General features: G+C 62.5%; 22 protein-coding genes. 8 read left to right on the forward strand and 14 right to left on the reverse strand.

The window, feature by feature from the left end:
- Positions 1-36 precede the first annotated feature (36 nt).
- Positions 37-2,628 carry an ATP-dependent DNA ligase gene (locus tag BACI9J_RS19740; RefSeq protein WP_159735859.1) on the forward strand — a complete coding sequence of 864 codons (2,592 nt, stop codon included), beginning with the start codon at positions 37-39 and terminating at the stop codon, positions 2,626-2,628.
- A 48-nt stretch (positions 2,629-2,676) separates the two neighbouring features.
- Here BACI9J_RS19740 and BACI9J_RS19745 read toward each other — a convergent pair whose 3' ends face one another.
- Together BACI9J_RS19745 and BACI9J_RS19750 are read right to left on the reverse strand one after the other, a co-directional pair.
- Positions 2,677-2,937 (reverse strand): hypothetical protein, encoded by a 261-nt coding sequence (locus BACI9J_RS19745; protein ID WP_159735860.1) that lies wholly within the window; start codon positions 2,935-2,937, stop codon positions 2,677-2,679.
- 68 nt (positions 2,938-3,005) lie between these two features.
- Entirely contained in the window at positions 3,006-3,206 is a 201-nt protein-coding gene (locus tag BACI9J_RS19750) for a hypothetical protein (protein ID WP_159735861.1), read from the reverse strand.
- Between the two features lie 235 nt (positions 3,207-3,441).
- Here BACI9J_RS19750 and BACI9J_RS19755 point away from each other — a divergent pair, with 235 nt between their 5' ends.
- Positions 3,442-4,272: a putative protein N(5)-glutamine methyltransferase gene (locus BACI9J_RS19755; protein ID WP_159736573.1), complete on the forward strand. Its 831-nt coding sequence runs from the start codon at positions 3,442-3,444 to the stop codon at positions 4,270-4,272.
- A 263-nt stretch (positions 4,273-4,535) separates the two neighbouring features.
- Positions 4,536-6,170: an MFS transporter gene (locus BACI9J_RS19760; RefSeq protein ID WP_159735862.1), complete on the forward strand. Its 1,635-nt coding sequence runs from the start codon at positions 4,536-4,538 to the stop codon at positions 6,168-6,170.
- Positions 6,171-6,300: 130 nt separating this feature from the next.
- Here BACI9J_RS19760 and BACI9J_RS19765 read toward each other — a convergent pair whose 3' ends face one another.
- Positions 6,301-7,731 (reverse strand): aminotransferase-like domain-containing protein, encoded by a 1,431-nt coding sequence (locus BACI9J_RS19765; RefSeq protein ID WP_159735863.1) that lies wholly within the window; start codon positions 7,729-7,731, stop codon positions 6,301-6,303.
- Between BACI9J_RS19765 and BACI9J_RS19770 the strand changes: the two genes are divergently transcribed.
- From BACI9J_RS19770 to BACI9J_RS19780, 3 genes are all read left to right on the forward strand, one after another.
- A complete protein-coding gene (locus BACI9J_RS19770; protein WP_159735864.1) occupies positions 7,730-8,650 on the forward strand; it encodes a DMT family transporter in 921 nt (306 codons plus the stop codon). The genes BACI9J_RS19765 and BACI9J_RS19770 overlap by 2 nt on opposite strands.
- A gap of 62 nt (positions 8,651-8,712) precedes the next feature.
- On the forward strand, positions 8,713-9,114 hold the full coding sequence (locus BACI9J_RS19775; RefSeq protein WP_159735865.1) for a VOC family protein: 402 nt from the start codon (positions 8,713-8,715) through the stop codon (positions 9,112-9,114).
- A 108-nt stretch (positions 9,115-9,222) separates the two neighbouring features.
- Positions 9,223-9,762 carry an HPP family protein gene (locus BACI9J_RS19780; protein WP_159735866.1) on the forward strand — a complete coding sequence of 180 codons (540 nt, stop codon included), beginning with the start codon at positions 9,223-9,225 and terminating at the stop codon, positions 9,760-9,762.
- On the opposite strand, the gene BACI9J_RS19785 is transcribed toward BACI9J_RS19780, so the two are convergent.
- Positions 9,759-10,280 (reverse strand): GNAT family N-acetyltransferase, encoded by a 522-nt coding sequence (locus BACI9J_RS19785; protein WP_159735867.1) that lies wholly within the window; start codon positions 10,278-10,280, stop codon positions 9,759-9,761. The genes BACI9J_RS19780 and BACI9J_RS19785 overlap by 4 nt on opposite strands.
- Positions 10,277-10,762, reverse strand: a complete 486-nt coding sequence (locus tag BACI9J_RS19790; protein ID WP_159735868.1) for an SRPBCC family protein — start codon at positions 10,760-10,762, stop codon at positions 10,277-10,279. The genes BACI9J_RS19785 and BACI9J_RS19790 overlap by 4 nt, the downstream gene beginning before the upstream one ends.
- Before the next feature lie 123 nt (positions 10,763-10,885).
- Here BACI9J_RS19790 and BACI9J_RS19795 point away from each other — a divergent pair, with 123 nt between their 5' ends.
- A complete protein-coding gene (locus BACI9J_RS19795) occupies positions 10,886-11,977 on the forward strand; it encodes an FUSC family protein (RefSeq protein ID WP_236558868.1) in 1,092 nt (363 codons plus the stop codon).
- Here the strand turns inward: BACI9J_RS19795 and BACI9J_RS19800 are convergent.
- From BACI9J_RS19800 to BACI9J_RS19830, 7 genes are all read right to left on the reverse strand, one after another.
- Positions 11,974-12,405, reverse strand: coding sequence for a hypothetical protein (locus BACI9J_RS19800; protein WP_159735869.1), 432 nt, complete (start codon positions 12,403-12,405; stop codon positions 11,974-11,976). The two genes, BACI9J_RS19795 and BACI9J_RS19800, sit on opposite strands and share 4 nt — an antisense overlap.
- Positions 12,406-12,489: 84 nt before the next feature.
- Positions 12,490-14,256, reverse strand: a complete 1,767-nt coding sequence (locus BACI9J_RS24665; RefSeq protein ID WP_159735870.1) for a sigma-70 family RNA polymerase sigma factor — start codon at positions 14,254-14,256, stop codon at positions 12,490-12,492.
- A 173-nt stretch (positions 14,257-14,429) separates the two neighbouring features.
- Entirely contained in the window at positions 14,430-15,209 is a 780-nt protein-coding gene (locus BACI9J_RS19810; RefSeq protein WP_159735871.1) for an SDR family NAD(P)-dependent oxidoreductase, read from the reverse strand.
- A 100-nt stretch (positions 15,210-15,309) separates the two neighbouring features.
- Positions 15,310-17,151 (reverse strand): IucA/IucC family protein, encoded by a 1,842-nt coding sequence (locus BACI9J_RS19815; RefSeq protein ID WP_159735872.1) that lies wholly within the window; start codon positions 17,149-17,151, stop codon positions 15,310-15,312.
- Positions 17,148-17,738 (reverse strand): GNAT family N-acetyltransferase, encoded by a 591-nt coding sequence (locus tag BACI9J_RS19820; RefSeq protein WP_159735873.1) that lies wholly within the window; start codon positions 17,736-17,738, stop codon positions 17,148-17,150. The genes BACI9J_RS19815 and BACI9J_RS19820 overlap by 4 nt, the downstream gene beginning before the upstream one ends.
- Complete coding sequence (locus BACI9J_RS19825) at positions 17,735-19,078, reverse strand: lysine N(6)-hydroxylase/L-ornithine N(5)-oxygenase family protein (protein WP_159735874.1); 1,344 nt, start codon at positions 19,076-19,078, stop codon at positions 17,735-17,737. Before BACI9J_RS19825 ends, BACI9J_RS19820 begins: the two co-directional genes overlap by 4 nt.
- Entirely contained in the window at positions 19,075-20,637 is a 1,563-nt protein-coding gene (locus BACI9J_RS19830) for a pyridoxal phosphate-dependent decarboxylase family protein (RefSeq protein ID WP_159735875.1), read from the reverse strand. Before BACI9J_RS19830 ends, BACI9J_RS19825 begins: the two co-directional genes overlap by 4 nt.
- A gap of 252 nt (positions 20,638-20,889) precedes the next feature.
- Here BACI9J_RS19830 and BACI9J_RS19835 point away from each other — a divergent pair, with 252 nt between their 5' ends.
- Positions 20,890-21,243, forward strand: a complete 354-nt coding sequence (locus tag BACI9J_RS19835; RefSeq protein WP_159735876.1) for a hypothetical protein — start codon at positions 20,890-20,892, stop codon at positions 21,241-21,243.
- Positions 21,244-21,258: 15 nt separating this feature from the next.
- Here BACI9J_RS19835 and BACI9J_RS19840 read toward each other — a convergent pair whose 3' ends face one another.
- Together BACI9J_RS19840 and BACI9J_RS19845 are read right to left on the reverse strand one after the other, a co-directional pair.
- Complete coding sequence (locus tag BACI9J_RS19840) at positions 21,259-24,210, reverse strand: DUF7507 domain-containing protein (protein ID WP_159735877.1); 2,952 nt, start codon at positions 24,208-24,210, stop codon at positions 21,259-21,261.
- A gap of 190 nt (positions 24,211-24,400) precedes the next feature.
- Positions 24,401-26,050, reverse strand: a complete 1,650-nt coding sequence (locus tag BACI9J_RS19845) for a sigma-70 family RNA polymerase sigma factor (RefSeq protein ID WP_159735878.1) — start codon at positions 26,048-26,050, stop codon at positions 24,401-24,403.
- Between the last annotated feature and the right edge of the window lie 52 nt (positions 26,051-26,102).

Here is a 26,102-nt window from a genome sequence, read left to right on the forward strand (position 1 = left end):
ACCCAGTCAACAGCACAACACAGCAGAGGAGAAGAGGTGGCAGGCAAGCAACAGGAGCGCGTGAACGTGGAAGGCCACGAGCTCACCCTCACCAACCTGGGCAAAATCATCTACCCGGAAACCGGCACCACCAAGGCTGAGGTGCTGGAATATTACGCCGCAGTGGCACCATTCCTGATCCCCGCCGCCGCCAACAGGCCCGTCACCCGCAAGCGCTGGGTCAACGGGGTGGGTACCGCCGAAAACCCAGGGCAGGTGTTCTTCCAAAAGAACCTTGAGGACTCTGCACCCAAGTGGATTCCCCGTGCCGCCATCCAGCATTCGGACCACACCAACGTGTATCCCATGGTCAATAACCTGGCCACTCTCACCTGGATGGCCCAAATCGCATCCTTGGAAATTCACGTTCCTCAGTGGCAAGTGGACCCTGCGGGGAAGCCGCTCCGTCCGGACCGCTTCGTCCTGGACCTTGACCCCGGACCTGGGGCAGGACTTCCCGAGTGCGTTGAAGTAGCCAAGCTCGCCCGCTCCATCCTGCAGGACATGGGCATGGACCCCGTCCCGGTTACCAGCGGCAGCAAAGGTATCCACCTCTACACGGGCCTGGACGGAACCCTGAAGTCCGAGCAAGTGTCCGCTTTCGCCAAAGAGCTCGCCCGCGCCTTGGAATCGGACCACCCCGATCTGGTGGTCAGCGACATGAAGAAGTCCCTCCGCCACGGCAAGGTGCTGGTGGACTGGAGCCAGAACAGCGGGAACAAGACCACCATCGTCCCTTATTCACTCCGTGGAAAGGCGCGGCCTACCGTGGCTGCGCCGCGCACGTGGCGTGAGCTCTCCTCCGCCTCATTGGAGCATTTGGACTATCAAGCCGTGATGAAGCGGGTCAAGACAAGCAAGGACCATTTCGCACCGATATCCGAACGGCACCTGCCGCCTCACGGTGAGGATGAGAAGGACGACGCCGGTGCCGGCACCGCCGGTTCGGGCGCCGGCAGCTCAGGCACCGGCGGCACTGGCACCGGCAGCACTCGCGAACGGGTGGTGACCGTGGAGAATCGTCTCGCCAAATACGTTGGGATGCGCGATCCGGGCAAAACCCCGGAGCCGTTCCCGTCGTCGTCGGCTGTTTCCGGCTCCCCGCAAAGAGGAAGCACTTCTTCGGACCAGCCAAAGCCCGGCGATCCTCCACCGCCGGGCGGCATCTTTGTTATTCAGGAGCACCACGCCCGCCGTTACCACTTGGACCTGCGCCTTGAGCACCACGGCGTCCTGGCGTCGTGGGCATTGCCGCGTGGTGTCCCGGAAACCCCGGACCGCAATAACCTTGCCGTCCATACCGAAGACCACCCCATGGAATACGCGACGTTCGCCGGAGTCATTCCCAAGGGCGAGTACGGGGCAGGGACCATGACCATCTGGGACCGCGGCGAATACACCTGCGAGAAATGGCGCGACGGCAAGGAAGTGATCGCAACCCTCACCGGCGAACCCGGAGGTGGCCTCGGCGGCACCAAACGCCTGGCCCTCATCAATACTGGTCAAAACTGGCTGATCCACTTGATGAAGGAGCAACCCGGTGGGCGGCGTGGCGGTCCCTCCGGGGGCAAAGCCGGGGCAGTCAAGCCGCGCCCGTCTGCAACCGCGCCTGCCGCTCCTCAGCCCATGCCGAATTACACCCCCATGCTGGCCACCTCAGGCACCACTGCCGATCTCCGCGGCGACCATTGGCTGTATGAACTGAAGTGGGATGGAATCCGGGCGATCATTACCGGTACCGAGGGCAGGATCCGGCTCATGAGCCGCAACGGGAACGATCTCACGGCCACCTACCCTGAGTTGACCGACCGCGCGTGCTGGCCAGACGGAGACTTCGTTGCGGATGGCGAAATTGTGGCTCTTGGTAAGGGGTCCAGGCCTGACTTCGGGCGGTTGCAGCTACGGATGAACCTGGTCAAATCGTCTGACATCGAACGGGCAAGGGCGTCTGTTCCGGTGCAACTCATGCTGTTCGATCTTCTGTACGACGACGGCACTGACCTGAGCGGGTTGCCGTTCCGCGAGCGCCGCGAGAGGCTTTCCGGGTTTGCGGATCGTCTGCGAAGAGGCTGCCCGCTGCACGTTTCGGCGGTCCTGGATCACGACGTCGAGGACCTCATGACCAGTGCCCGCGAGCTTGGCTTGGAGGGTGTGATGGCCAAGAAGGCGGACAGCCGTTACGTGATCGGCCGCCGCAGCAGGTCTTGGATCAAGCTGAAGTTGGAGCAGAGCCAGGAAGTAGTGGTGGGCGGTTGGCGGGCGGGGGCGGGGGCCCGGAGCGGGACTTTCGGTGCCTTGCTGCTGGGCATCCCCGATGGCGACAAGCTGCACTATGTTGGCCGCGTGGGCACCGGTTTCAAGGACTGGCAACTCCGGGATGTCATGGAGCATCTGGAGCCCCGGGTGGTGGATGAGTCCCCGTTCGCGGACATTCCCAGGGAGGACGCAGCGGGTGCCACGTGGGTGCGCCCTGAGCTGGTGGCGGAGGTGACTTTCGGTGAGTGGACGGGACCCGGCCGCCTGCGTCATCCGGTGTGGCGTGGGTGGCGTCCGGATAAGTCCCCGCACGAGGTAAGCCAGCCCAACTGATTCGCAGTTGGGCTCGCTACGGGGTTAGTCAGGGTAGTTACGGTGTAGCTAGGAAGAGTGCGGCATCTGCGGTCGGCTGGTCCTGTGGACCGCCGTCACAGCTGCCCCTTGGCCGAGGCGGCCGTGGGCTTGGTCGCGCTCCTTCGGGTGGCGGTGCTTACCGTTACCGTCCGGCCACTGCCTGCTCTGGTCGGCGCCCAAAGCAACGGCAATGGTGGTGGGTTCGGGCATCGGTGCCATGTCCATGGACTCCACCAGGTGGCTAGCAACCTCAGGATTGATGCGTTCAGACTCGTGATTCGCAGTCATGGTTCTTCCTTTCCAGTGTGCCTGTGTTTCCAGTGTGCCTGTGTTTCCAGTGTGCCTGTCCGCAGTTTTTACCAGCGGACCTTCTTCTCGGTCTTGGCTTGCTTGCCGCTGGCAGAGGTGGGCTTGTGCCCCTTGCCGGTGCTTTGCCAGCCGGCCGGAGCGCCGCCGCCGGACTTGCTCGCCAGCATGGCCTTTTGGGCGTCGGTCAGTTTGGACTTGATGCCCCCGGCGTCCGGGGTTTTCTTGTTGTCGGAAGGGTTGGCAGTCATATGTGGACTCCTAAAAGTGTGAGTCCTGAAGAGACACGTATCCCTGTCGTTGCGGTTCGGGAAAAAGGCGTCGAGAACGGGAACGGCATGGAGGCGTGGCCTCAACAGGCGTGGATTTTTGTCAGGTGAAACTCGGCAGTGCAGCTCAGGCAGTGGCCGGTCTACTCAAAAATCAGTGTTCCCATGCCTCATACCCTAGCCAATAAAGGAGAACTTTGGGAACCCCTTGGCTAGCATGGCGGACATGACCCGCGGATCCGATGTTGCTAACGCCCTGCGGGCCGCGGGCTGCGTTTTTGCGGAGGACGAAGCCCGGGTCCTCCTCGACGCCGCCCGCCATCCGGAGGAGCTCAACCGCATGGTGGCCCAGCGCCTCAGCGGACTGCCCCTGGAACACATTGTGGGTTGGGCGGATTTCTGCGGGAAGCGCATGCGGGTGGAACCCGGTGTGTTCGTGCCCAGGCGTCGCACGGAGTTCCTGGTCCGCAAGGCGGCGATACTCGCCAAACCCGGAGCCGTCGTCGTGGACCTTTGTTGCGGTTCCGGAGCTATCGGTGCCGCGCTGAACGATCTTCTGGGCGGCTGCGAGCTGCACGCCGCGGACATTGATCCCGCTGCGGTCCGGTGCGCGCGACTCAACATTGAGCCTCGCGGCGGGTGGGTGCACCAGGGGGATCTGTTCGACGCGCTTCCCCTGAAATTGCGCGGGACAGTTGACCTGCTGCTGGCAAACGCGCCATACGTCCCCACCGGCTCTATCGGAATGTTGCCGCCGGAAGCGCGACTCCACGAGCCGGGAACAGCGCTCGACGGCGGCGCTGACGGTTTGGCGGTACAGCGTCGCGTAGCGCTGGGCGCGGCTCAGTGGCTGGCGCCGGGTGGGTTTCTGGTGATGGAAACCTCGGAGCAGCAAGCCCCGGAGTCGGCCGGACTCCTGCAAAGGGTGGGGTTGCTCGTGAACGTGGCGTCGGACGAAGAGGTAGACGCCACTGTAGTGATCGGCTCGAAGGTGGTCGAAGCGGAGGAGCCCGACAGCCAGGAAGACCCCGAATCCATCAGCTTTTAGTCCCGAATCAGCCCCGTTACGTGGGCGCAGCTAAACAATTTGGTAACAACGTGCTCCAGAGGGCAAAAATGGGGCCGGATCCGCATGATTGCAGGGCAAGAGCGGGTAATGAGATGCAACACACCTAGGCAATTTGCACCCTCTGAGGGCCCAAAAATCGGATCTCAACTCGGGTTTTCGGTCCAAAACCCGTAAAATTGAAACCCTGCCCAGAGCGGGGCAGCAGAAGTCGCAAGCAAATGACCTCCCTAGGAGAAGCCCAAATGCCCACAGACCAAAGCAACACCGTCTCTCCGGATGGCGCAAGGAACGCCACCGGGAATCAGGTATTGGCAGGCCCCACCCCGGCCGCCACCAACGCAACACATGAACTAAAGAACGCAACGAAGAAGACGAAGCTTCGCCCGAAGCGCCGGCTCAAAGAGTCCGACGTCAACGTGGTGAACAAGCCGATGCTGCGCAAAGCACTCGGCGGCACCATCGTCGGCAACACCATGGAATGGTACGACGTCGGCGTGTTCGGCTACCTCATCACCACCATGGGCCCTGTCTTCCTGCCCGAAGCAGACAAGTCCGTCCAGACACTCTTCCTTCTGGGCACCTTCGCCGCAACCTTCATCGCCCGCCCCCTCGGCGGGGTGGTGTTCGGCTGGCTTGGCGACAAGGTGGGCCGCCAGAAGGTGCTCGCAGCAACACTGATGCTCATGGCGGCAAGTACATTCGCCGTCGGCCTCCTTCCCGGCTACGCGCAGATCGGCATCTGGGCCGCCGCACTGCTGGTGATCCTGAAGCTCATCCAGGGCTTCTCCACCGGTGGCGAGTACGCCGGTGCCACCACGTTCGTCAGCGAGTACGCCCCGGATAAGCGCCGCGGCTACTTTGCCAGCTTCCTGGATATGGGCAGCTACATTGGCTTCGCCCTGGGTGCCGCCCTGGTTTCGGTCCTGCAGCTCACGCTGGGACAGGCTGCCATGGAGGAATGGGGTTGGAGGCTCCCGTTCCTGATTGCCGGTCCGCTGGGCCTCATTGCCGTGTACTTCCGCAGCAAGATTGAGGAATCCCCCCAATTCCAGGCAACCCTGGACGCGCAGGAAGCTTCGGCAAAGGATGCAGCATCCCAGGACGCTGCCGTTGCCAAGGGACCCATCGGCATCATCAAGGCCTACTGGCGCCAGATTGTGCTGGCCATGATCCTCGCAGCCGCAGCCAACACCGTTGGTTACGCCCTGACGTCCTACATGCCCACGTACCTCACCGATTCCAAGGGTTACGACCCCGTCCACGGCACCTTGTTGACCATCCCGGTCCTGGTGATCATGGCTGTGTGCATCCCGCTGACCGGTAAGCTCTCGGACCGGATCGGCCGCCGCCCAGTGCTGTGGGTGGGCGCAGGCAGCACCATCGTTTTCGCCATTCCGGCCTTCCTGCTGATCGGCATCGGCGAGATCTGGTCCACGCTGGCCGGCCTCGCCCTGATCGCCTTCCCGGTGACGTTCTACATCGCCAACCTGGCCTCGGCCCTGCCGGCTCTGTTCCCGACGTCCAGCCGTTACGGCGGAATGGGCATCGCTTACAACTTCTCGGTGGCGATCTTCGGCGGAACCACGCCGTTCATTGTCCAGGGCCTCATTGAAGGCACGGGCGATGACATGATGCCCGCGTACTACCTGATGGCCACGTCCATTGTGGGCGCAATTGCCATCTACTTCCTGCGCGAATCCGCTCAGCGTCCCCTGCCCGGCTCCATGCCCAGCGTGGACACCCAGGCCGAGGCCCGCGAGCTCGTTGCAACGCAGGACACCAACCCGCTCATCAACCTGGACGAAATGCCCTTCGACGGCCAGCCCATTGATGATGCCGTGTTCGGCAAAGGCAACAAGGACCTGACTCCCGCTTAGGAACTCACTGCCTGCAACTTCTGCATAGCGACGCTTATTACAAGCGATTGACATTAGTTCGCGGCGATCTTGCCGCCCAGCGTAGCCACCAACCCCAAGGCGCTCTCCTTGGTGTTGGTGGCTACTGCTGTTAAGTCCCCACCCGTTGGATACCCAACTGGGCTTGCACCGCCTCACCAATGATCCGTGCACCCTCGGGGAAGCCGCCCGGATTGGGTCCCGCGTAGTTGAGCCGGATGTACGGTCCTTCCGGTTCTGCGGGGAACCATTCCGTGCCTGCGGCGATCAGCACCCCGGCCGCCTCGCAGTCCTTGGTGAGTTGATCGGCGTCGAACCCGTCCGGCATCCGCAGCCACAAATTCAGGCCACCTTTGGGCAGGTGGCTGAGGTGGGCCTGCGGAACGTGGTCACGGAGGCTGGTGACCAGGAGGTCGCGGCGGGACTGCAACTGATGGCTGAGGCCGCGAAGGTGAGTCTGCCACCCGGGCTGCGTGACGACGTCGAGCGCTGCTGCCTGAAGCAGGCCGCTGACGTACATTGACTCGGCCGCCTGGGCGCCCATGATTCGTTCACGCGCCGGCCCCCGCGCGATGACCGCGGCAATGCGGATGGACGGCGAAACGCTCTTGGTCAGGGAACGGATGTAGACCACGTGGCCGGAATCCTCTTTGGCAGCCAGCGGAGCTGAAGCTGCGGTGATGCCGAAGTCATGCGCCCAGTCGTCCTCCACAAGGAAAGCTCCGTGGCGTTGGACAATCCGCAACACTTCCTCCCCACGCTCAGCGGACCACTGAGCTCCGGTGGGATTGGCGAAGTTGGGCTGGGCGTAGAACAACCGCGCGCCCGATTCCTCAAAGGCCCTGTCCAGCTCTTCCGGGTCCGGGCCCTCCGGACCGCTGGGAACGGGGATCACGTTCACGCCCGCCTGGCCGGCCGCCAGCAACGCACCCCAGTAACTGGGCGATTCCACCAGCAGCGGCTGCCCATGCCCCACCAGCCCGCGAAAAATCGAGCTGAGCCCGCTTTGGCTTCCCGGAAGGATCACGACGTCGCTGGGCTGGGGAGGCGTAACGCCCACCGGCGTCGAGGTACTGAGTTCCTGCGCGAACCAGGTCTGGAGTTCGGGAAGCCCTTGCGCCGGTGGCCGGGACAGGGCAGCGTCTCCCCTGGCGGCACGGGTGAGAGCGGCTCGAACGAGTCTTTCCGGGAGGAGTTCCCGGTCCGGGTATCCGGAGTGGAACGCAACTACATCATTGGACGCACTCCGCATTGCCCCGGAAATGAGGGGACGTGCGGTTTGGGCTGCCCGCAACGCGGCGGTTTGCCAGCCATAATCCGAGGGCCGGGCCGTCCGGTAGGCACGCACGAAGGTCCCCACGCCGGGACGGCTCTCTATGAGGCCCTGCCCCGTGAGCGTCCTCAAGGCTTTTTGCACCGTGACGGGGCTGGCTTGATACTCGGCCACGAGTTGCCGGGTTGATGGCAGCTTTGCTCCCGGCGCAGCTCCCGCAATCCATTCTTTCAATCGCGCGACGATTCGGGAACTGCTATCGTTATCCATGAGTCCTAATAGTAGCGCTACTACCCTTTCTCGGCCAGTGGTATCCACCCGGACATCGACAGGTGTCTGGTGGGGCCTCCTCGGCGTGGTTGCTTTCTCCTTCACAGTTCCCCTGACCCGGGTGGCCGTGGAGGGTCTCTCACCGCTCTTCATTGGCGCGGGCCGGGCGGTGGTGGCCGCCATTCTTGCGGCCCTGGCGCTGGGATTGACCCGCCAACGATTTCCGCGCGGTCTCCAATGGTTCCGCCTGGCCGTTGTGGCAAGCGGAATCGTGGCCGGGTTCCCTTTGCTCACCACCTTTGCGCTCACCAGCACCTCCGCCAGCCACGGTGCCGTGGTGATCGCGCTACTGCCCGCGGCTACGGCGACTGTTGCGGTGATCAGGGGACGCGAACGTCCCCGCCCCTTGTTCTGGGTCCTGACGCTGGTGGGCGTTGCTGCGGCAATAGCGTTCGCCCTTGTTCAATCCGGCGGCTTCGGTTCCCTGCACTGGGCTGATCTTCTACTGCTTGGAGCCGTGATTGCCGCTGCCATTGGTTATGCAGAGGGCGGCTTGCTGGCCCGGGAACTTGGTGCGTGGCAGACCATTTCCTGGGCGCTGGTGGTGGCCTCTCCGGTGATGATCCTCCTGACGATGGTCTCGCTGGGTTCGGACGCACCTGCTGCCACGCCCATCCAGTGGTTGTCCTTCGCATACCTGGGCGTGGTGAGCATGTTCCTCGGCTTCTTCGCCTGGTACCGCGGCCTGGCCATCGGGCCCATGGCGCAGGTCAGCCAGATCCAACTCGTCCAACCGGTCATGAGTATCGCCTGGGCAGGACTGCTCTTGGGTGAGTCGATGACGTGGACCACCGTAGTGGGCGGCCTGGCAGTGATCCTGTGCGCTGGCGCCGCCGTTCGTGTCCGGCTCAGGAAGTAGGAGCCGGGCCCACGGCGAGCGCAACCGGTGTGGAGCCCGCCCGGACCTCGTAGAATCGGCGCATGCGTGAGATTCCGGTGGGTTCCATCCACCATCTTGAGATCTGGGTGCCGTTCCTTGAACGTGCAAAGCAAGAGTGGGGCTGGCTGCTGGGCGAGCTCGGCTATGAACCGTTCAAGGAGTGGCCCACCGGGTGCAGTTGGAAACTTGATGGCACCTATGTGGTGGTGGAACAGACCGACGCCACTACCGCTACTACCCATCGGCGCACTGATCCAGGGGTCAACCACGTAGCTTTCCACGCCGGAACCCGGGAGAACGTGGACAGGATCCGGGCGCTCGGAGCGGACGCGGGCTGGTATGAGATGTTCGAGTCGAAGTACCCGCACGCGGGAGGCCCTGATCATTACGCGGCGTACCTGCTTAATACGGACAGCTACGAGGTTGAGTTGGTGGCGGGCTAGGCACCTGTTGGGGGCAATGGTTTACCGGGGTCGCCGTCGGGTACATCACCTTCGATGGACAAAGCACCCGAACCACTTTGTCCCGCCGCATCGGAGGAGGTTCAGCGCATGTCACGCACACCGGTTCTGAAAGGGGCCAAAGCGGCTGCCGGGGAGCTTGGCGCGGGCACTTATGCCGCCCTTCTAAGCTTTCTGGTTCTCGGAGTGGCCGGCCTTGTTGGCTTAGTGACACATCTGCCGTGGTTATTTCCCAGCCTGGGACCCACAGTTATGCTGTTTTTCGAGTCACCGGAGCAAGAGTCGGCAAGGCCGGTCAACGCCTTGGTAGGCCATGGTGTTGGTTTGGTGGCGGGGGTGGCCTGCTTTTATGCGCTGGGTCTGACCACTACGCCCCCCGCTCCCGTGGGCGGCCTCAATCCTCAGTATGTGATTGCCGGTGCCTTATCCGTCGCCGTCACCACCATGGTTCTGACAGCCATCAAGCGGCCTCATCCACCTGCCGGGGCTACTACGCTGATTGTGAGCCTTGGGATTCTTACCGCTCCTGCCCAACTTCTCAGCATGGCTGGCGCCATTGTGCTGGTCACCCTGCTGGGTTGGGCAATCAACATCGCCCTCGGCACGAGGCCGGCCCCTAAGAACGGCTAGAAGTTAACTGGCGGGACGGCGGGGCGCCACATGGCTACCCGGGGCCAACGTGTCAGGCCCAACTCAGCCTCGTGCTCCATGAGGCGGGCCAACTCCGGACCCCAACCGCCGGCGTCGAGCACTTCGAAGCCCAGGCGCCGATAGTACGGGGCGTTCCACGGCACATCCCGGAAGGTGCTCAAAGTTTGCCGCTGCATCCCGTGGCCTCGCGCCCACACGCGCGATGCGTGCAACAGTTCCCGGCCAAGGCCTTGGTGCGCCTGATCCGGATGGACGCTGACCTGCTCTACGTGGCCTTCGCCGTCAACGATGTCCGCCAGCAGGTACGCCACCGGGTAGTCGAGCCCGTCTACGGACACCCAGGCACGCCCGGCTGCGGCATAGCTTCCCAGTTCATCGATGGAGAGCGGCTCGTCGTCCGCCACGGAGTCCATACCCAACGCCCTGAAAGCCTCGCCCGCGGCACGCTCGATTTCCTGCAGAATCAGGAGGTCGTCCGCATGCGCGAGCCTGATCATTGCCGTGCGTCCAAGCCTGGCCCGGTTTCCGTTGGAGGAGTTTGGGCCACCAGGAACCCGTTGCGCTTCTCAATGAGGTTCTGCAAGTAGCGGGCCAGGATCAGCTTCTCCACCAGCCTGCCCAGCGGACCGAACGGTGCAGCGAATTCCACGGTGTCCACCATGAGGGTCCCGCTGCCATCGGGCCGGAACTCGTGCGTGTGGCGGAGGTACTTGAAGGGGCCCTTCACCTGCTCGTCAGAGAACGACGACGGCTCCTCCATCCGCACAATGCGGCTGGTCATGCGGAACCGGACTCCGAGGTGCCATGCCTGCCAGGTAACAGTCTCACCTTCGGCAATCAGTCCGGTGGTGACACCGGCGACTGCTTTCTCGCGGCTGTGCGTCATGGACCCCACGTGAGCGTCAATGTTGCGGGAAAGATCGAACAGCTCCTGCGGTGACATGCTGGAACGGGTGCGGCAGACAAAAGCGACGGGCATACCTCGATCTTCCCAGACCTTCTCCTCTCTCCGCGCCGGAATCTGCTACGGCTTGTGACCGGGCTTATGGCGGCCCGTGCGGCCATGCTGATAATTTTCAAGGACAACCCTGACTGATTGGTGGTGTTCGACGTGCCGGCATTGATGGTCCACGCCCGCGAACTCCACAAGTTGGGTCCTGCCAACAACGATCGCCTCTCCGCAGTACGTGTGGCCTTGAGCGTGGCAGTACCCGGGTTGTTCCTCATTCTCATCGGCCGGCCGGACCTCATGATGTACGCCGTTTTCGGTGCGCTCACCGGAATGTACGGCCGCAACGAAACTCATCAGCTCAGGCTAAAACACCAAGCGCAGGCTGCCTTGTTCCTGATGAGCGGGCTGACTATTGGAGTGTTCCTTTCCGTCAACCACATCCACTCGTGGTGGTTGGTACTCGTGGCCACGCTGTTTGCCGGCGCAGGATCCCTTTACGCCGATGCTGTGCGCCTCAAACCCATCGGCCCGTTCTTCGGCATCCTCGCACTGGGAGCTTGCGCCTCCGTGCCCACCAATGTTCCATTGACGACGGCGGTACTCATCGGGGCCGCGTCCGCCGTCTTCTCCCTGGTGGTGGGTTTCGGCGGCTGGTTCCGGCGGCGCACCTGGGTAGCAGGTGCCGGTCGGGATGTTCCCGTATTTCGCGGTCCGCAGGGACAGAAGAAACTGATGAGGGCTGTTCTTGTTCACGCCGCACGCTATTCGCTGGCCGTTGGTGCAGCCGGGTCCATTGGAGTCCTCAGCGGCAGCGGCCACCCGCATTGGGCCATGGCCGCAGCGGCTGTGCCCCTCGCAGGAGCTGACCTCCCAAGCCGCGTCCACCGGGGTATTCACAGAATTGTGGGGACGTTCCTCGGGCTGGGGATCGTCGCCGTCGTGCTGTTTCCAGGCCCGCTCTCACCGCTTCAGTATTTCCCCGGCCAGACCGCGGTGGTGCTCGCTGTGCTGGTGGTGCTGTGCCAGTTCCCCACGGAGCTGTTCATGGCAAGGCACTACGGATGGGCCATGGTGTTCTTCACTCCGGTCATCCTGCTGATTGCGCAGCTGGCTTCACCCATGGATCCCGGGGTGCTGGTCCTGGAACGCGCCATTGAGACGTTCGTGGGAGCCGTGGTTGGCATTGCCGTGGCTGTACTGGTGAGGTCCCCGCGAGGGCGGGTTCCTCAAGAAACGGGCTAGTTCGCTACTACCAGGATGTTCGGGTGGATTTTCGTCAGGCCGCTCGATTCCAGTTCCTTGGTGTCATAGCCGTCGGAAACCAACACCGCCGACTTTTGCTCGGGCCCGCTGATTCTCAGCATCTCTCCCTGGAGAGAGTCGGTGCAGCCGCTGTGCGAGAAGTACGGATCGGCAGCTGCCACGATCAGGCAGGACGGTCGGCCTTGCTTGCCTTGTCCCAAGTAGTACTTGTTCCCGTTTGCCTCGGTAACCAGAAGAACCTTTTCCAAATCCAACTGTTCAAGGTTTGTATCCTTGGGTGGAGTATCTGACTCCGTTGCCTCGCGTTCCAACGCCTTGAAGCCCGTGTACGCGGGACTGGAACAGCCGCCCAGCAGCATTCCGCTAACCACCATGGCCGTCATGAATGCCAAGGTTTTGTTCTTCATAGCACTGCCCCCTCAGGCTCGAATGAAGTGTCATGGTAACCCGCCATTCGGCAGGGGTCGTGTCAAGCCAGGGCGCGGTCGGGGCTAGAAGGTATTGGAGAACGCGGCTTTTGCTATGCCTGTGCCGCTGAAGGAATAGTCCAGAGTGGCTGCCTCCTCTTCGTCCTGCTTGAAAACTCCGAGCAAGAACGTCAACTCGCCAGGGTTCACAGCAGTGCTGGTGCAGCGGAATTGTGTTGTGGCAGCTTTTTCCTTTACACAGGTCCAAGTTGCCGGTTCACTCAGTTTGCCCGGGATCAAGTCTGTGCCGGCGGACATCGTGAACACCACCTCGGCGGAGGAAGGTACTGCGGCTTGGTCCTTGAGTTCGAACGTGACAGTGACATTGGTATCCGACGCCGTTGTCCCTGGCTCTGCGGTGAAGGTGGCCGTCACAGCCGGCGCGGGAGCCGGCGTTTCGCTCGGACCGGGACTCGGAGTTGGGCTTGGAGTTGGGCCCGGTACAGCGCTTGCGGTGGTACTCGGAGCAGGCGTGGGGGTAGGTGTTGGGTTGGGTGGCGGCACTGGCAGGGTCGGTGGGACCGTAGGCGCAATGGAAGGCAGCGGCTGGAGGAGTGGCGGCAGGGGCTTTCCCGGGGATGGCCAGGGATTGGGTAGGAGGCCGGGTCCTTGTTCCTTGCCCGGCGGGAAGGGAAAGAAGACCGGCTTCTCAGGGGTCCCGTTGGACGGATCGTTGAGGTCCGGAAACAGCGGATTTTCCTCTGAAATGTCCTCGCCCGCCGGCGGCTTCAGCGGGGGCACGGCGGACTGACCCGCGGTGGGTGCTGCATTTGCCTTCGGTCCCGAGGTGTCCGGTCCTGCGACTCCCAACGCCATAGCGGCACTCGCGGCGACAGCCGCCACCGCCAACACACCGGCTCCCACTTTCCAGGCGAGGGAGATTCCCTGGGTCGGTACGCCGTGGATTACCGTGCCGGTGGCGTCAGGGCCGTGCATTACTGTACTGCCGGCCCCTGCCCCTGCCAGCCCCGGGAAAGCCGAACTGAACGCTACCCCCGTTACCAACGGGAAGATCCATGCACGCATGGCGGACTGGACGTCATTGAGGTCAAGGAGAAGGGCCGTGCACTGAGGGCAGCCCTCCAGGTGCTCCTGAACCCGCGCCTGGTTGCGCCGGCTCAGGCCTTCGCGGGAGTAGGCACCCAGCTGCGTTGAGTATTCCTCGCAGTCCTTCCCTGCCGAGGAACTGATGTGGTTCTGGAGGTACTCCTGGCGAAGACGCTCCCGCGCCCTGAGGGCCAGCGCGGACACTCCATTGGGCGTCAGGCCAAGGAGCGGCGCGGCTGCGGCAGGTTTCAGTCCTTCAATGTCCACGTACCAAAGGACTTCCTGCCAACGTTCAGGGAGGGAGCGGAACGCTTGTGCCACGGCCGACGATTCAAATTTAGCTATGGCCGGATCATCGTGGGCGTCCACGGTATCCAAAATGTAAGACTCGGAGGTCGGGCTCATACGGGTGGCATCCCGGTTCATGCGGTGTGCCAATCGCCGGACCGTGGTCAGCAGGTATGCCCGGAAGAAGGAGTCGGGCCCCTTCCCGGCGGCCAGGGCCTGGTAAACGGACGTGAAGGCATCTGCCACAACATCGTCAACATCAGCAAAATTGTCCAGTTGCGCCGCAGCCACGGTTCGGGCACTGGGACGATGCCGGGCAAAGAGCGTTTCGAAGGCAGCCTGGTTCCCCGCACGGACCAGCAGCACCAGTTGTGCATCGCTGTCCTGGACGGCAACCGCCCCGCCGTCGTGCTTTCCCTGCTGCCGGCCGCCCTCCGGTGGAGCTGTTTCGTCCATGTGATACCCGCTTCGGACACGGCAAGATCACAGGTAAACGGGCCTTTCGCAGGGTCCGTTTGCGGGACCACGCTGCTGTAGTCCCCGTGCAGCAGCCGTGCCCGGCGCTACACTCCAGCCCCAGCCTAAGGCCCGTGACCCATCAAGAAAACACCAACGGTAAGTTTTTTGGTTTATCGTTCAATCGGCCGACGTGGCGGGCCGGCCGTCAGCTTGGCCGGGAGAACCCGGGCGAAGAAGCTGATCACCTTGTACCGACGCGTCGGAATGGAGACCCCCTTGCCCTTGGCGTTGGCCTCCAGTCCCTCCCGCACTACGCGCTCGGCGGTCAGCCAAAGGAAGCGCGGAGCTACGGTCTTATCCATGCCCATGCGATCGTGGAATTCCGTGTGTGTGAAACCGGGACAAACGGCGGTGACCTGCACCCCGGATTTCGCGTAGGAGATGTTGGCCCAACGGCTGAATGTCACCTGCCACGCTTTCGCTGCGGAGTAAGTGCCCCTGTTGGCGAATGCCGCCACGCTGGCCACGTTGATGATCCTGCCCTTTCCGCGGGCCAGCATGACCTCGAGGGCCGCGTGGCTCAACTCCATGGGTGTCTGCACGTGAAGCCGCAGGTGCCGGCGTTCTTCATCCAGGTCATTGCGTTCGAAAGACTTCAAAAGTCCTATGCCGGCGTTATTGACCAGAACATCCACGGGCCGCGCAGCATCCCGCAAGCGGTCCGCAACGGCCGAGACGCCGACGTCGGTGGTCAAGTCAGCCGAAAGGACCTCCGCCGAGATACTGAAGTCGCGTTCAAATTCCTCGGCTGTGTCCCTCAAACGCTGTTCATCGCGGGCCACCAGGACCAAGTGGTGTCCGGCTTCGGCGAGCTGGCGGGCGAATTCCGCACCGAGCCCGGCGGTGGCCCCGGTGACGAGGGCTGTTAGTTCGTTGGCTCGAGTGATCATGCGCCAAGACTAACCCCTCCCCATTTTCCACGCCGAGTAGGCAGTTAACACCCATGTCCCCCGCCACAATTGGAGTTAACTGCCATCTCGGCGGAGTGGATCAGGCGAACGTGGCCAAGGGGTTTGCCAGCCGCCCCGCCATCTGAAGTCCGCCGGAGGGGTCCGAGATGTCCAGCATCTGCTGGTTGTTCCTCAGCTGAAGGCGGTTGAGGCAGGACAACTCGAAGTCCGGGGCAAACAAATCATGCATGGCGAACTGATCCGCAAGCTCCGGGTGACGTTGCTGGTATTCCCGCAGCACAGCGGCGGCAGTTCCCCAGAACTCGTCCTCGCGCACCGTCCCGTCCTCAACAAGGATTGCCCCCAGGAAGCGGAAGATGCAGTCGAACACATCGGTGAAGATTGCAAGGACCATTTCCTCGGCCGGAATTTCCGCCTTCACGCGTGAGACTTCTTCGGGAAGTTCCAGCCGATCCCCCATGACAACGATTTCCTCGGCAATGTCCTTCATGATCGCGCGGACAGGCACACCGTCCTCGAGGATCAGGATGACGTTTTCGCCGTGCGGCATGAACGCGAGCTCGTACTCGTAGAGGCAGTGGACAAGGGGTACAAGGTAGGCCTCGAAGTAGCGGCGAAGCCAATCAGTGGGGACCAATCCGGAGCGTTCAATCAGGGCAGTCACCACGGAAGTGCCGGCAGCATCCACGTGCAGCAATGATGCCATGGTGGCCAGTTGCTGCCCATCCTTGAGCAACGGCAGCGGACTTTCCCTCCACAGGGCAGAGAGCATCTTCCGGTACGGGGAACCCTTGGCCGAAGCAGCCTCGTAGTAGTGGTTGTGGTATCCGATTGCCGCGGTTTCACGGATCATGGCCAGGCCCCGGTTCTGGAGCTCCTGGTCATTGCCGATCAGTTCCTGCAGCCAGTCATTGATGGCCGGCGTTGCCTTCATGTACTGCGGTGACAGTCCGCGCATGAAGCCCATGTTCAGCACGGACATTGCCGTTTTGACGTAGGCCTTCTCCGGATAGTCGATGTTGAAGAACGTGCGGATGGACTGCTGTGCCTGATACGAATCCTCGCCCGTGCCAAGGTTCACGATGTGGCGCTGGGCGATTTCTGCCGCGAACGTCACCGTGAGCTTGTTGTCCCACTGCCACGGATGGACCGGCATGAGGAGGTAGTCCTCCGGATCCATGCCGGACGCGGAAAGCTCCGCATTGAACCACGCAAGAGTGGCCGGGCCGAGTTCGGCCTCGAAGTGCGTCTTGTAATCCAACCCTGCGCTGGACGTGAAGACTGCTTTACTGCGATGGACGGCGATCCACTGGAGCTTCACGGTTGCGCCGGTTTCCGGTGCGAACGCATGGTAGTCCGATATCCCGAACCCAAGCCGGCCGTTGTTGGCCACGAAGCACGGGTGTCCCTCGGACATGCTGTGCTCAATGGCTTGGAAGTCAGCGGCCCGATCAGTACCGCCGGTGATGCCAGCAGCCAATTCCGCCGAACTGAAGGGCTTGCCCTGCTTGTAGGCGTGGCTGGCCAGCGTGCTGCTGATTTCTTCAAGGTACACGGGCAGCATTTCCTGACGGATGGCCAGTGCCTCATGGAATTCGGCGATGAAGTCCAGCGCGTCCAGCGGCAGTTCTTCGTCGCCGCGGAGGCGCACCATGGAATCCGCCGCAACGGACCAGTGATCGAGCTGCAGCACACGGGCGCGGAAGCGGTATTCCGTAGCGTCGTCATCGCTCACTACCTTGTAAAGCCCGACGCCGGCGCCCTCCTCCCGGATCAGCTCCGGGACCAGGATGCGCTCGTGCGAGAACTCGGCAATTGCCTTCCGGACCAGGTGCCGGTTGGCGATGGCCCAACGTTCGGGGCTCAGGTGGGATACAGAATCGGTGGCCGCAGTGATTGCGGCATCGGCGGTGGTGGTCACAGGGATTCTCCTCTGGTCGCCGCGGCAGGCGCGGCCAGAATCGGGGTCAGGGTGGCGAGGTAATCCTCACGGGTGCAGAAGCTCAGCAGCGCTTGTTTCTGGTCTTCGGCAGGGTCGACGGCGGGAAGGGTCACCACGCCGTGCGGCCGAAAGCCCACTTTTTCATTGAGGACGTGGATTTTGTGGTTACGGGCGTCAGGTTCGACCACGACGCGCCGGGTTGCGGGGTCAGCGAACAGTTCGGCCATCACGGACTGCATGACGTGGGTGGTGAAGCCGGGCTTCGGCTCGCCCTCGGGTGGTGAGACCAGAAGATGCATGCCAACATCACCTCGCTGGACCTCGTAGACGTCCGCCAACGGCGAGGACTCCGGCCGGTACCGCTCCATCAGGAAGGCGGGAACGCCGTCGTCGAGCCCCACAAACGCTTGGTGGTGGCCCGATTCGGCAATCCGGGAGTACTCCTCCACGACGTCCTGCTCGGTTGCCGAAAGCATGCCCCAGAACCGGGCGTACTCCTGGCTGACCCAGCTGTGGAGGACAGGTGCATCCGCTACGGGATCTACCGGCCGGAACGTGAAGCTCATACGGTGGCTCCAGCAGTTTCGGGCAAGCCTGCAGTGACGGGCGCCGGTGCGCCGAACTGCTGGAACGCGATGCTGCGCTCGATCGGGTAGACCTCGCGACCGGTGATTTCGCGCAGGATGCAGGAGTTACGGTAGGCAGCCATGCCAAGGTCAGGGGTGACGAAGCCATGCGTGTGGAGCTCGGCGTTCTGAACGAAGATTTCCCCGGGTTCAATTCCGGTGCCGTAGTAGCGGTCAACGTCGAACCGGCCCTTGGCGTCGCGGCGGATCCGGTCCTGGATTCCCGCCAGGAAAGCGGGCTCCTTATAGGTGTAGCCGGTGGCGAGGACCACGGCCTCGGACTCCAGCGAGTAACTCTGCCCGTGTTCCTCGTGGTGCAACTGGAGCGTGTGGGTGCCCGTAGCGGGATCCCACTCGGCCGCGGTGAGCGAGGAGTGCGTGTGCAGTTGGGTGTCCACCATGCCGGAGAGGCTCTTGGTGTAGAGGAGATCGTAGATGCTATCTATCAGGTCCGAGTTGATGCCCTTGTACAGGTTCTTCTGGCTCTTGATCAGCGAATCGCGCTGCTCGCCGGGGAGCGAATGGAAGTAGTCAACGTATTCCGGCGAGGTCATCTCGAGGGTGAGCTTGGTGTACTCCAGCGGGAAGAAACGGCCCGAGCGCGTGACCCAGTTGAGCTGGTAGCCGTAGACGTCGATTTCCTGAAGGAGTTCGTAGTACAGCTCCGCAGCGCTTTGGCCGCTGCCCACGATGGTGATGCTGCGCTTGGACTGCAACTCACTCTTCCTCGACAGGTAGTCGGCGTTGTGGAGGACAAGTCCGCCGGCGTCCACTATTCCTGCACAGGAGTCAGGGACGTACGGAGATGTGCCTGTGCCCAGGACCAACTTGCGGGCGCGAAGAACCTCAGCGCCCTCCGGACCCTGCACTGCAAGGCGGTACACGCCGTCGTCGTAGGTCACATCAAGCACATCCGTGCTAAAACGAACGGATTCAAGCTGGCCGGCCACCCACTGGCAGTACTGGTTGTACTCGGCGCGCAGCGGGTAGAAGTTTTCGCGGATATAGAAGCGGTACAGTCGGCCGGTCTGCTTGAGGAAGTTCAGGAACGAGAATGGCGAGGTCGGGTCGGCAAGCGTCACCAGGTCCGCCATGAACGGAACCTGCAAGTGCGCCGGCTCCAGCATCATGCCAGGGTGCCAGTCGAAAGACTCGCGCCTCTCCACGAACACGCAGTCAAGGTCCTCAACCGGCTCACAGAGCGCGGCCAGGCCCAGGTTGAAAGGCCCGACGCCGATTCCTGCGACGTCGTGGATCTTGCCGTTGTCTTGGGTGCTCACGCTGCAGCCTCCGTAGTGCTCGCCAGCAGGGTGTTGCCCGTCCGGCGGATGAGTTCGATGATTTCCTGGATGTCCCGAAGGCTCGCTTCGGCGTTGAGGAGGGTGAATTTGAGGTAGTGGCGGCCAGCCACCTTGGTGCCGGCAACAACGGCCTCGCCGGAAGCGAAAATCGCGGAACGGATGGCTGGGTTGAGGACGTCTGCGGCGTCGTCGTCGAGGGGCGCACCGTCGATCGTGGGACGGTAACGGAACACCAAGGTGCTCAACTGCGGTACGGCGGCGAGCTCGAACTCCGCGTCATCAGCCAGCAAAGTTCCCACCCGGGCGGCGAGGTCTATGGCTTCGTCAAAGAGCGCGCCGATTGCGTCGGCGCCCATGATTCGGAGGGTCAGCCACAGCTTCAGGGCATCGAAGCGGCGGGTGGTCTGGATACTCTTATCCACCTGGTTGGGGATCTCCGCCTTCGCAGCGCTCTCCGGGTTGAGATAGTCCGCGTAGTAGGTGACATGGCCCATCATGGAGCCGTTGCGGACCAGGACTGCGCTGGAGCTGACGGGCTGGAAAAAGGTTTTGTGGAAATCCACGGTGACCGAATCCGCCAAGTGGATGCCGTTCAGGAGGTGCCGGTGGCGGCCGGACACGATCAGCCCTCCACCATAGGCGCCATCGACGTGGAGCCAGGAATCATAAGCGCGGACCAGCGCGGCCATTTCCGGGAGCGGGTCAACCGAACCAAAGTCCGTGGTCCCGGCAGTTGCCACCACCGCCATAGGCACCAACCCGGCGTCGTGCGCTTCCGCCAAAGCAGCCGCGAGGGCGGTGGCGTCCATGCGATGGTCTTCGGTAGTGGGCACTGCGATGACGGCGTCAAAGCCCAGGCCAAGCATGGAAGCCGACTTCTGGATGCTGAAGTGGCTGTCCACTGAGGTGAAGATCCGGAGCCGGTCAAGAAGGTGCGGCAGGCGCGCGTCCCCATTCGCCGCCCGCAGCTTGGCCACGGCATGATTGCGGGCGATCAGCAGCGCCTGGAAATTGGACTGGCTGCCACCGGAAGTGAACACACCGTCAGCGTCTTCCGCGAAGCCGATGCGCTCGGCGGTCCAATCGATGAGTCGGCGCTCGATCATGGTGGCACCCGCGCTCTGGTCCCAGGTGTCCATGGAGGAGTTCACGGCCGACAGCACTGCTTCACCTACCAACGCCGGTATGACCACAGGGCAGTTCAGGTGCGCGGCGTAGCGGGAATCGTGGAAGTAGATGGCGTCCTTGAGGTAGAGATCGTCGAGCTCTTCCAAGGCTGCGGCAGTGTCCGGCAGCGGACGTTCAAGGTCCACCGCCCCAACTTTGGCTTTCAGTTCGGCATGCCCGACGCCGGTAAACGGTTGGGAGGTCCGTTGGACTTTGGTGGAGACCGCATTGACCCCCTGGAGGACCTGAGCGACGTAACTAGGTGAATTTCGTGCATTGAACAGCTGGTTTGTGGCTGCGAGGGCCAGTTCCACTTTGGAGCCAAAATCCTGCTCCTGAGCGATCCGCTCTTCGACACTAGGTGACGTCACGTCAGCTTCCTTCCATTGCGTTGGGCGCTTGTTAGCATAGGCAAGCCTTACTTAGGTAAGCCTTTCCGTCAAACTTTTGTGACCTATTTCGCGTAGAAGGCGCTTTCTCACGTTTCAACCACTCGGTACGGCGTCATTGACTTTTCTTCGAGCTGCGTTGGGTGCAAAATATGGCACTCTTTTCGACCAGCGGCTCAGATCGGCAGGGAGTAGAGTGCAAGGACTATCGTCTGCCAGCGGTTGGGGGACCACATGAAAGACCACGTTCACGAGCGCATCGGTTTCCGCGAAATCGACGAACACGGCAACACTGTGCCCGCGGTCAGCCCTCATGTGCCCGAGCAGCCGGATGCGGAACGGACCCGCCGTTCAATCAACCCGTTCATCATTGCGCTGTGGGTGCTGGACGCGGCATTGATGATTTTTGGCTTTTGGGCTCTGAGCGAAGCAGCGGCCGCCATGGCAGGACCGACGCAGTTCAACACCTCCGCCCAGTTGAGCTTCATGCTGATGTCCTACACGCCATATGTACTTCTGGGGGGCCTGCTGCTTACCGCCGCCCTCCTCTTCTGGCATGCAGTGCAGTGGCAAAAGAAGCGGCCCTGACAGGAACGCGGACGACTAAGGCTGGGGGCGCCTGCGGCGTCCGACGAGGAACATGAACAGCCCCAATCCGACCACCAGAAGGCCGATGGGCAGGACCGTGAGGGCAGCTCCGGTAGCGGCGAGGAATCCGCCGAACGGGGCAGGGGCCTCCGACGGCTCAGTGTCAGGCGAAGGCTCAGTGTCAGGCGAAGGCTCAGTGGCAGGGGTACTTCCGGGGGAAGAAGTTGCGGGCTTGCTCCCGGCGCCGGGTTCCGTCCCGGATGTAGGGGCTGTACCTGACCCAGGTTCTGCACCCGGCGCAGGAGGCGAAGTCACTTTCATGGCATCTGACGGGAAGGTCACAAGAACGCGTGCAGGTGCGGTCTTCGTCGGCTCCCCCAGGGGAGGTTTACCTGTTGCGGTGGCCGAACTGCTGACATTTCCGGCGTCTACGTCGGCCTGGGTTATGGCATAGCTTGCCGTAGCGGTCACAGTTTCGCCGGGAAGCAGGACTCCCTCAACACCGGGCCAACCGTAGCTCGGAACCGGGAGGCCCGGCATCTGGGAATTGACCGCAACGGCCGCCATGGGCACGTTTCCAGTGTTTTGCAACGTGAACTTGTAGACAATCACCTCGCCCGCCAGGGAAGGGTCCCCCAGTGCAGAAGCGTCCGCAGTTGCCCTGAATTTCAAGCCCAAGGCGGTGTTCAGTGGAGTGTCCATTTTACTCGGCGGAGGTGCTACGGGAGATCCGGCCGGAGGAGTTCCCTTGGCACTAGCGCCTACGGCTACCTGGCCGGCGTCGATGTCCGCTTGGGTGATCACATATGTTGCCGCAGCCGTCACCGATTGGCCCGGGAGAACTACGCCCGGAGTACCCGGCCAGGCGTACTCCAAGGTGGAAATACCAGGCAGCGGAGCGTCGATCCCCACATCCTTGAGCGTGACATTGCCGCTGTTCGTCGAGGTGAAGGTGTAAGTGATGACGTCGCCAACCTTGGACAACCTCTCGGCATCGGGTTCCTGGGAGGAGCCGGTGAACTGCATGGCTGCAGCCATGACCAAGGGGGTATCCGATTCACCGGGAGGAGGAGTGAGCGGCGGACCCGTGGACGGGTGTCCGGTAGCGAAAGCCTGATTGGCGACGTGGCCGGCGTCGATGTCTGCTTGGGTAATGGCGTACCACGCCGTCGCCGTCACTGTTTGGCCGGGAAGAAGCTCGCCCGGAGTACCCTGCCAGGAGTAGGCCACGGCAGAGAGGCCGGCTTTCCGGTCATCGATGACGACGTTGGTCAGCGGCACGTTACCCGTGTTCTTCGAGGTGAAGGAATAACTGATCCGATCCCCCACGACTGCCGGAGACCGCACTCCGGAAGCATCGGCGGAGAAAGTGAATGCCATGTCCGGCGCGGAGTCGGCAGTGTTGGTCACTACACAGCTGATCTCCGCACCGGCAACGGGAACAATTGCAAGAGAACCGGTGAAGTGGGCGCCGTTGGGCAAGCCTGGCTGGAGACCACGGGCGTCGGTGCAAGTAATGCTTTTGTCATAGCCGGAGAGATTGGACCCTGATTGGGTGAGGTAGTACGAGCCGCCGGCTGCGGCAATGTACTCGTCCGTCACGCCGGTACCGGCAGTAACCGTGGCACCTGAACCCATAGTGGTGGAGTTGGCGCTCCTGCTGACCACGGGCCCATCGGCCGAACCTGCGCGGATTTCACTGGTGAACTGGTCCGCGTTCAACAACCTGGTGGCGTTCAGGGCCACGCTCAGTTGAAGGCGCGGAGCCCGGACCGTCAAAGTACCTTCCGCAGGCGGGGCCAGATTGGTGACCACGTTTCCGGGACCGCTGACATACGTTCCCTCCGCGGCAGCGGTGACGTCCACGGTGATGGTACAAGACGTCATTCCCGCCGCCATATCACCGCCGTTAACGGAAATTGAGCTGCTTCCGGCCACCGCAGTCCGAACCAAGGGGCCGGTCCCCGGCGACTGTTCACAAGTGCCGCCAATGTTGGGAGTTCCGGCCACAACAAGGCCGGCCGGGAAGGTATCTGTCAGGAACCAATCGTTTTTGGCCTTGAGATCGTCAGTGTTGGTGACAGTGAGTGTCATCCGGGATGTTCCGCCGGGACCCACCACATCGGGTGAAAACGCCCTGTCCAACTGCGGAGTAACGTCCACAATCTGAGGGAGATCGAAAGCCACATCATTGCCGGCTCCGGTGGTGGTCTCATTCCGCAGCTCCAGGCCAAGGGTGGGGTTAGCGGTACCAACGGGGATTTGGTACGGAGCCGATTGCAGCTTGGTGACCTGAACGCCGGCTTGGTTACTGGTCCCACACGGGTCAAGCCCTGCGCTGAGGATCTGCCGCGTCCCGTTGACGAGGAGGCTGAAGGTCTGACTTGCATGTGCTGCATAGCAGTTCACTTGGGCGAAGTATGCGGACACAGCGTAGTAGTGGCCCTCCAATGCAGGGACGGCGTTCCGCTCGGACCGAAATTGTACGCCGGCAGCCATGCTTCCCACCGCACTGTTGGTGTACTCGGACAACACCTGATTTTCGGCAGCTTGAGCCGGGCTTTGCCCCTGCGCCAGGCCGAGCACAACCGCCATCTGGCGGACCTGTTCCCAACCCGCCGGCTGGTTCCTGAGGCAGCCGGAGTCAGACGTGGGCAACGGTGTGGAGGAGTTCAGAATCCAACCGTCGCACTCTCCGCCGGCGGGTGTGTAGGGCAGGTCAGCTGCGTAAGTTTCATTGGCTGCTGCGGGACCGCCTTGGTAATCAAGGATGCTGATGGCCCCGGCAGTAGCATCCTCGTTTGAGAAGTTCTCAAGGTAGACGGTGGTGCCTGCTTGGGTAACGTCAGGTGTTCCCGCCGTGGCCTGTGCAAACGGCGCCAAGGCACCGCCCAGTATCAACATCGCAGTCGCCATCGCCGTAGCGATCGTGGCCGCCAGCAGCTTGCGTGGACCTGCGTCCTTCATGGCTATCCTCAGTGCGCTCAACCGGAGCTTGATGCGGTTGAAAGTTCAATAAATCCAAGAGGGCACCGAAAAACACAAGGGACCCGAACTTTAAGTGCGGGTGGCAACCGAATCGTGACGCGAAAATCCCAAGGACTTTTAGAAAGACGTCATCTGCCTGTCCAAAAGACCTGGGAATGCCATACAGCGCCTAGTGATATCCGTTGGCGAACGACTTACCGGCAATGCCATTGCCGCCAAATTGGTAATTCAACATTCCACTGCCGGCGCTATCCGGCATGGCAACGCCCACCCTGAAGGCAAGCTCGCGAGCCGCCATTGAGGAGGTGGTGCAACGGACTTGCCGGGGGTCAGAATCGGGGCTGGTGCAGGTCCACCCGGACGGAGCAACAGTCCTTCCGGCCAGGAAGGTCGCTTGGTCCGGAAGGGTAAACACCGCTTCACCCGTGGTGGGCGTGCCGTCACCGTTCAGCGCGAATTCCACGCGGAGCTCCCGTTCCGCCGGACCGGAACCGCCAGCTGAGGCGAACGTCGCATCAACCGTTTGAGTCACTGGCGCCCTTGACGCCGAAGCTGCGGGCATCGACGTCGACGTCACCGTACCGAAGTCCACCACCACAGCGCTTCGCTTTCCCTGCACCGGCGGAATCACGACGTCGGTGGGGAGCGGATTCGAGGGGCCAGGCACCTCTGCGGCGGGAGCCTTGGCGGGATTCGAAGCCCCCGCGGTGGCATTGGCACCGGGCACTGTGCTGGAACCGGGCACTGTGCTGGGAACAGGCGCCGTAGTTGGAGCGGATGTCGCGTGGACCGGCGGGACCTTCGTGCCGGGATCACCTGCGGCATCTGAATCGGTGGCGGCAGTCGGCTGAAACAACCATGCAAGGACTCCCGCCACTGCCAAAACCCCCACCACAATGGTTGTGGTCAACTTCCAGACTTGGCTGACGCTGCGCGCCGCGACTGTAGCGGCCTGACCCGACGACGCCGGCGTCCCCGCGGCGGTTGTGGCAGCTGATCCCAGCGCGGAAAGCGCCCCCCGGCTGAAGGCGATGCCCGTGATCAACGGGAACAGAATGGCCCTCATGCCGCCCTGGACGTCGTTGAGTTCCATCAACAAAGCCGTGCACTTGGCACAGCCATCCAGGTGAGCCCTGACCCTCTCCTCAGAGGTGCGTTTCAGGGCATTCCGGGCGTACTTTCCCAACTGGCTGGCAAACTCTTCGCAGCCATCTCCCACCGTCCGGCTGATGTGCTGCTGAAGGTAGGCCTGACGCAGCCCTTCCCTCGCCCGGAGGGCCAACGACGAGACGCCGTTGGGAGTGAGACCCACCAACGGGGCAGCAGCGGCCGGCTTCAGCCCTTCGATGTCCAAGTGCCAGAGCACCGCCTGCCAGCGCTCGGGCAAGGACTTGAACGCCTTGGCCATTATGCTTGACTCGAGGTGGCTGAGGACAGGATCGCTGTCCAGGACGGCGGAATCCAGGACGGCGTCGTCTGCAGCAGTCGGCATTCGGCGGGCCTTGCGGTTCCGGTCGTGGGCCGTGCGGCGCACCACGGTCAGGAGATAGGAGCGGAAGAACTCCTTTGGGCCCTTGCCTTCAGTCAACAACTGGAAAATGGCGGCAAAAGACTCAGCCACTACGTCGTCGGCGTCACTGGGATTGTCCGTCTGGGACCGGGCAACGTAGAGCGCAATCTTCACGTGCCGCTCATAGAGCACATCGAAGGCCTGGGTGGCCCCCTGCCGCACCATGGACATGATGTGGGGATCACTTTCATCGGCCATTGCCAGGGTTTGGGAGGCCCAATCGCCCTTTACCGAAAATACTTGATCCATAAACAGTAGTGTGACACCAGATTCCGTGTGACTTGAATCGGGCTCCTCAAAC

Source organism: Arthrobacter sp. 9V (assembly GCF_902506065.1).
In the GTDB taxonomy this organism is placed as follows: Bacteria; Actinomycetota; Actinomycetes; order Actinomycetales; family Micrococcaceae; genus Arthrobacter.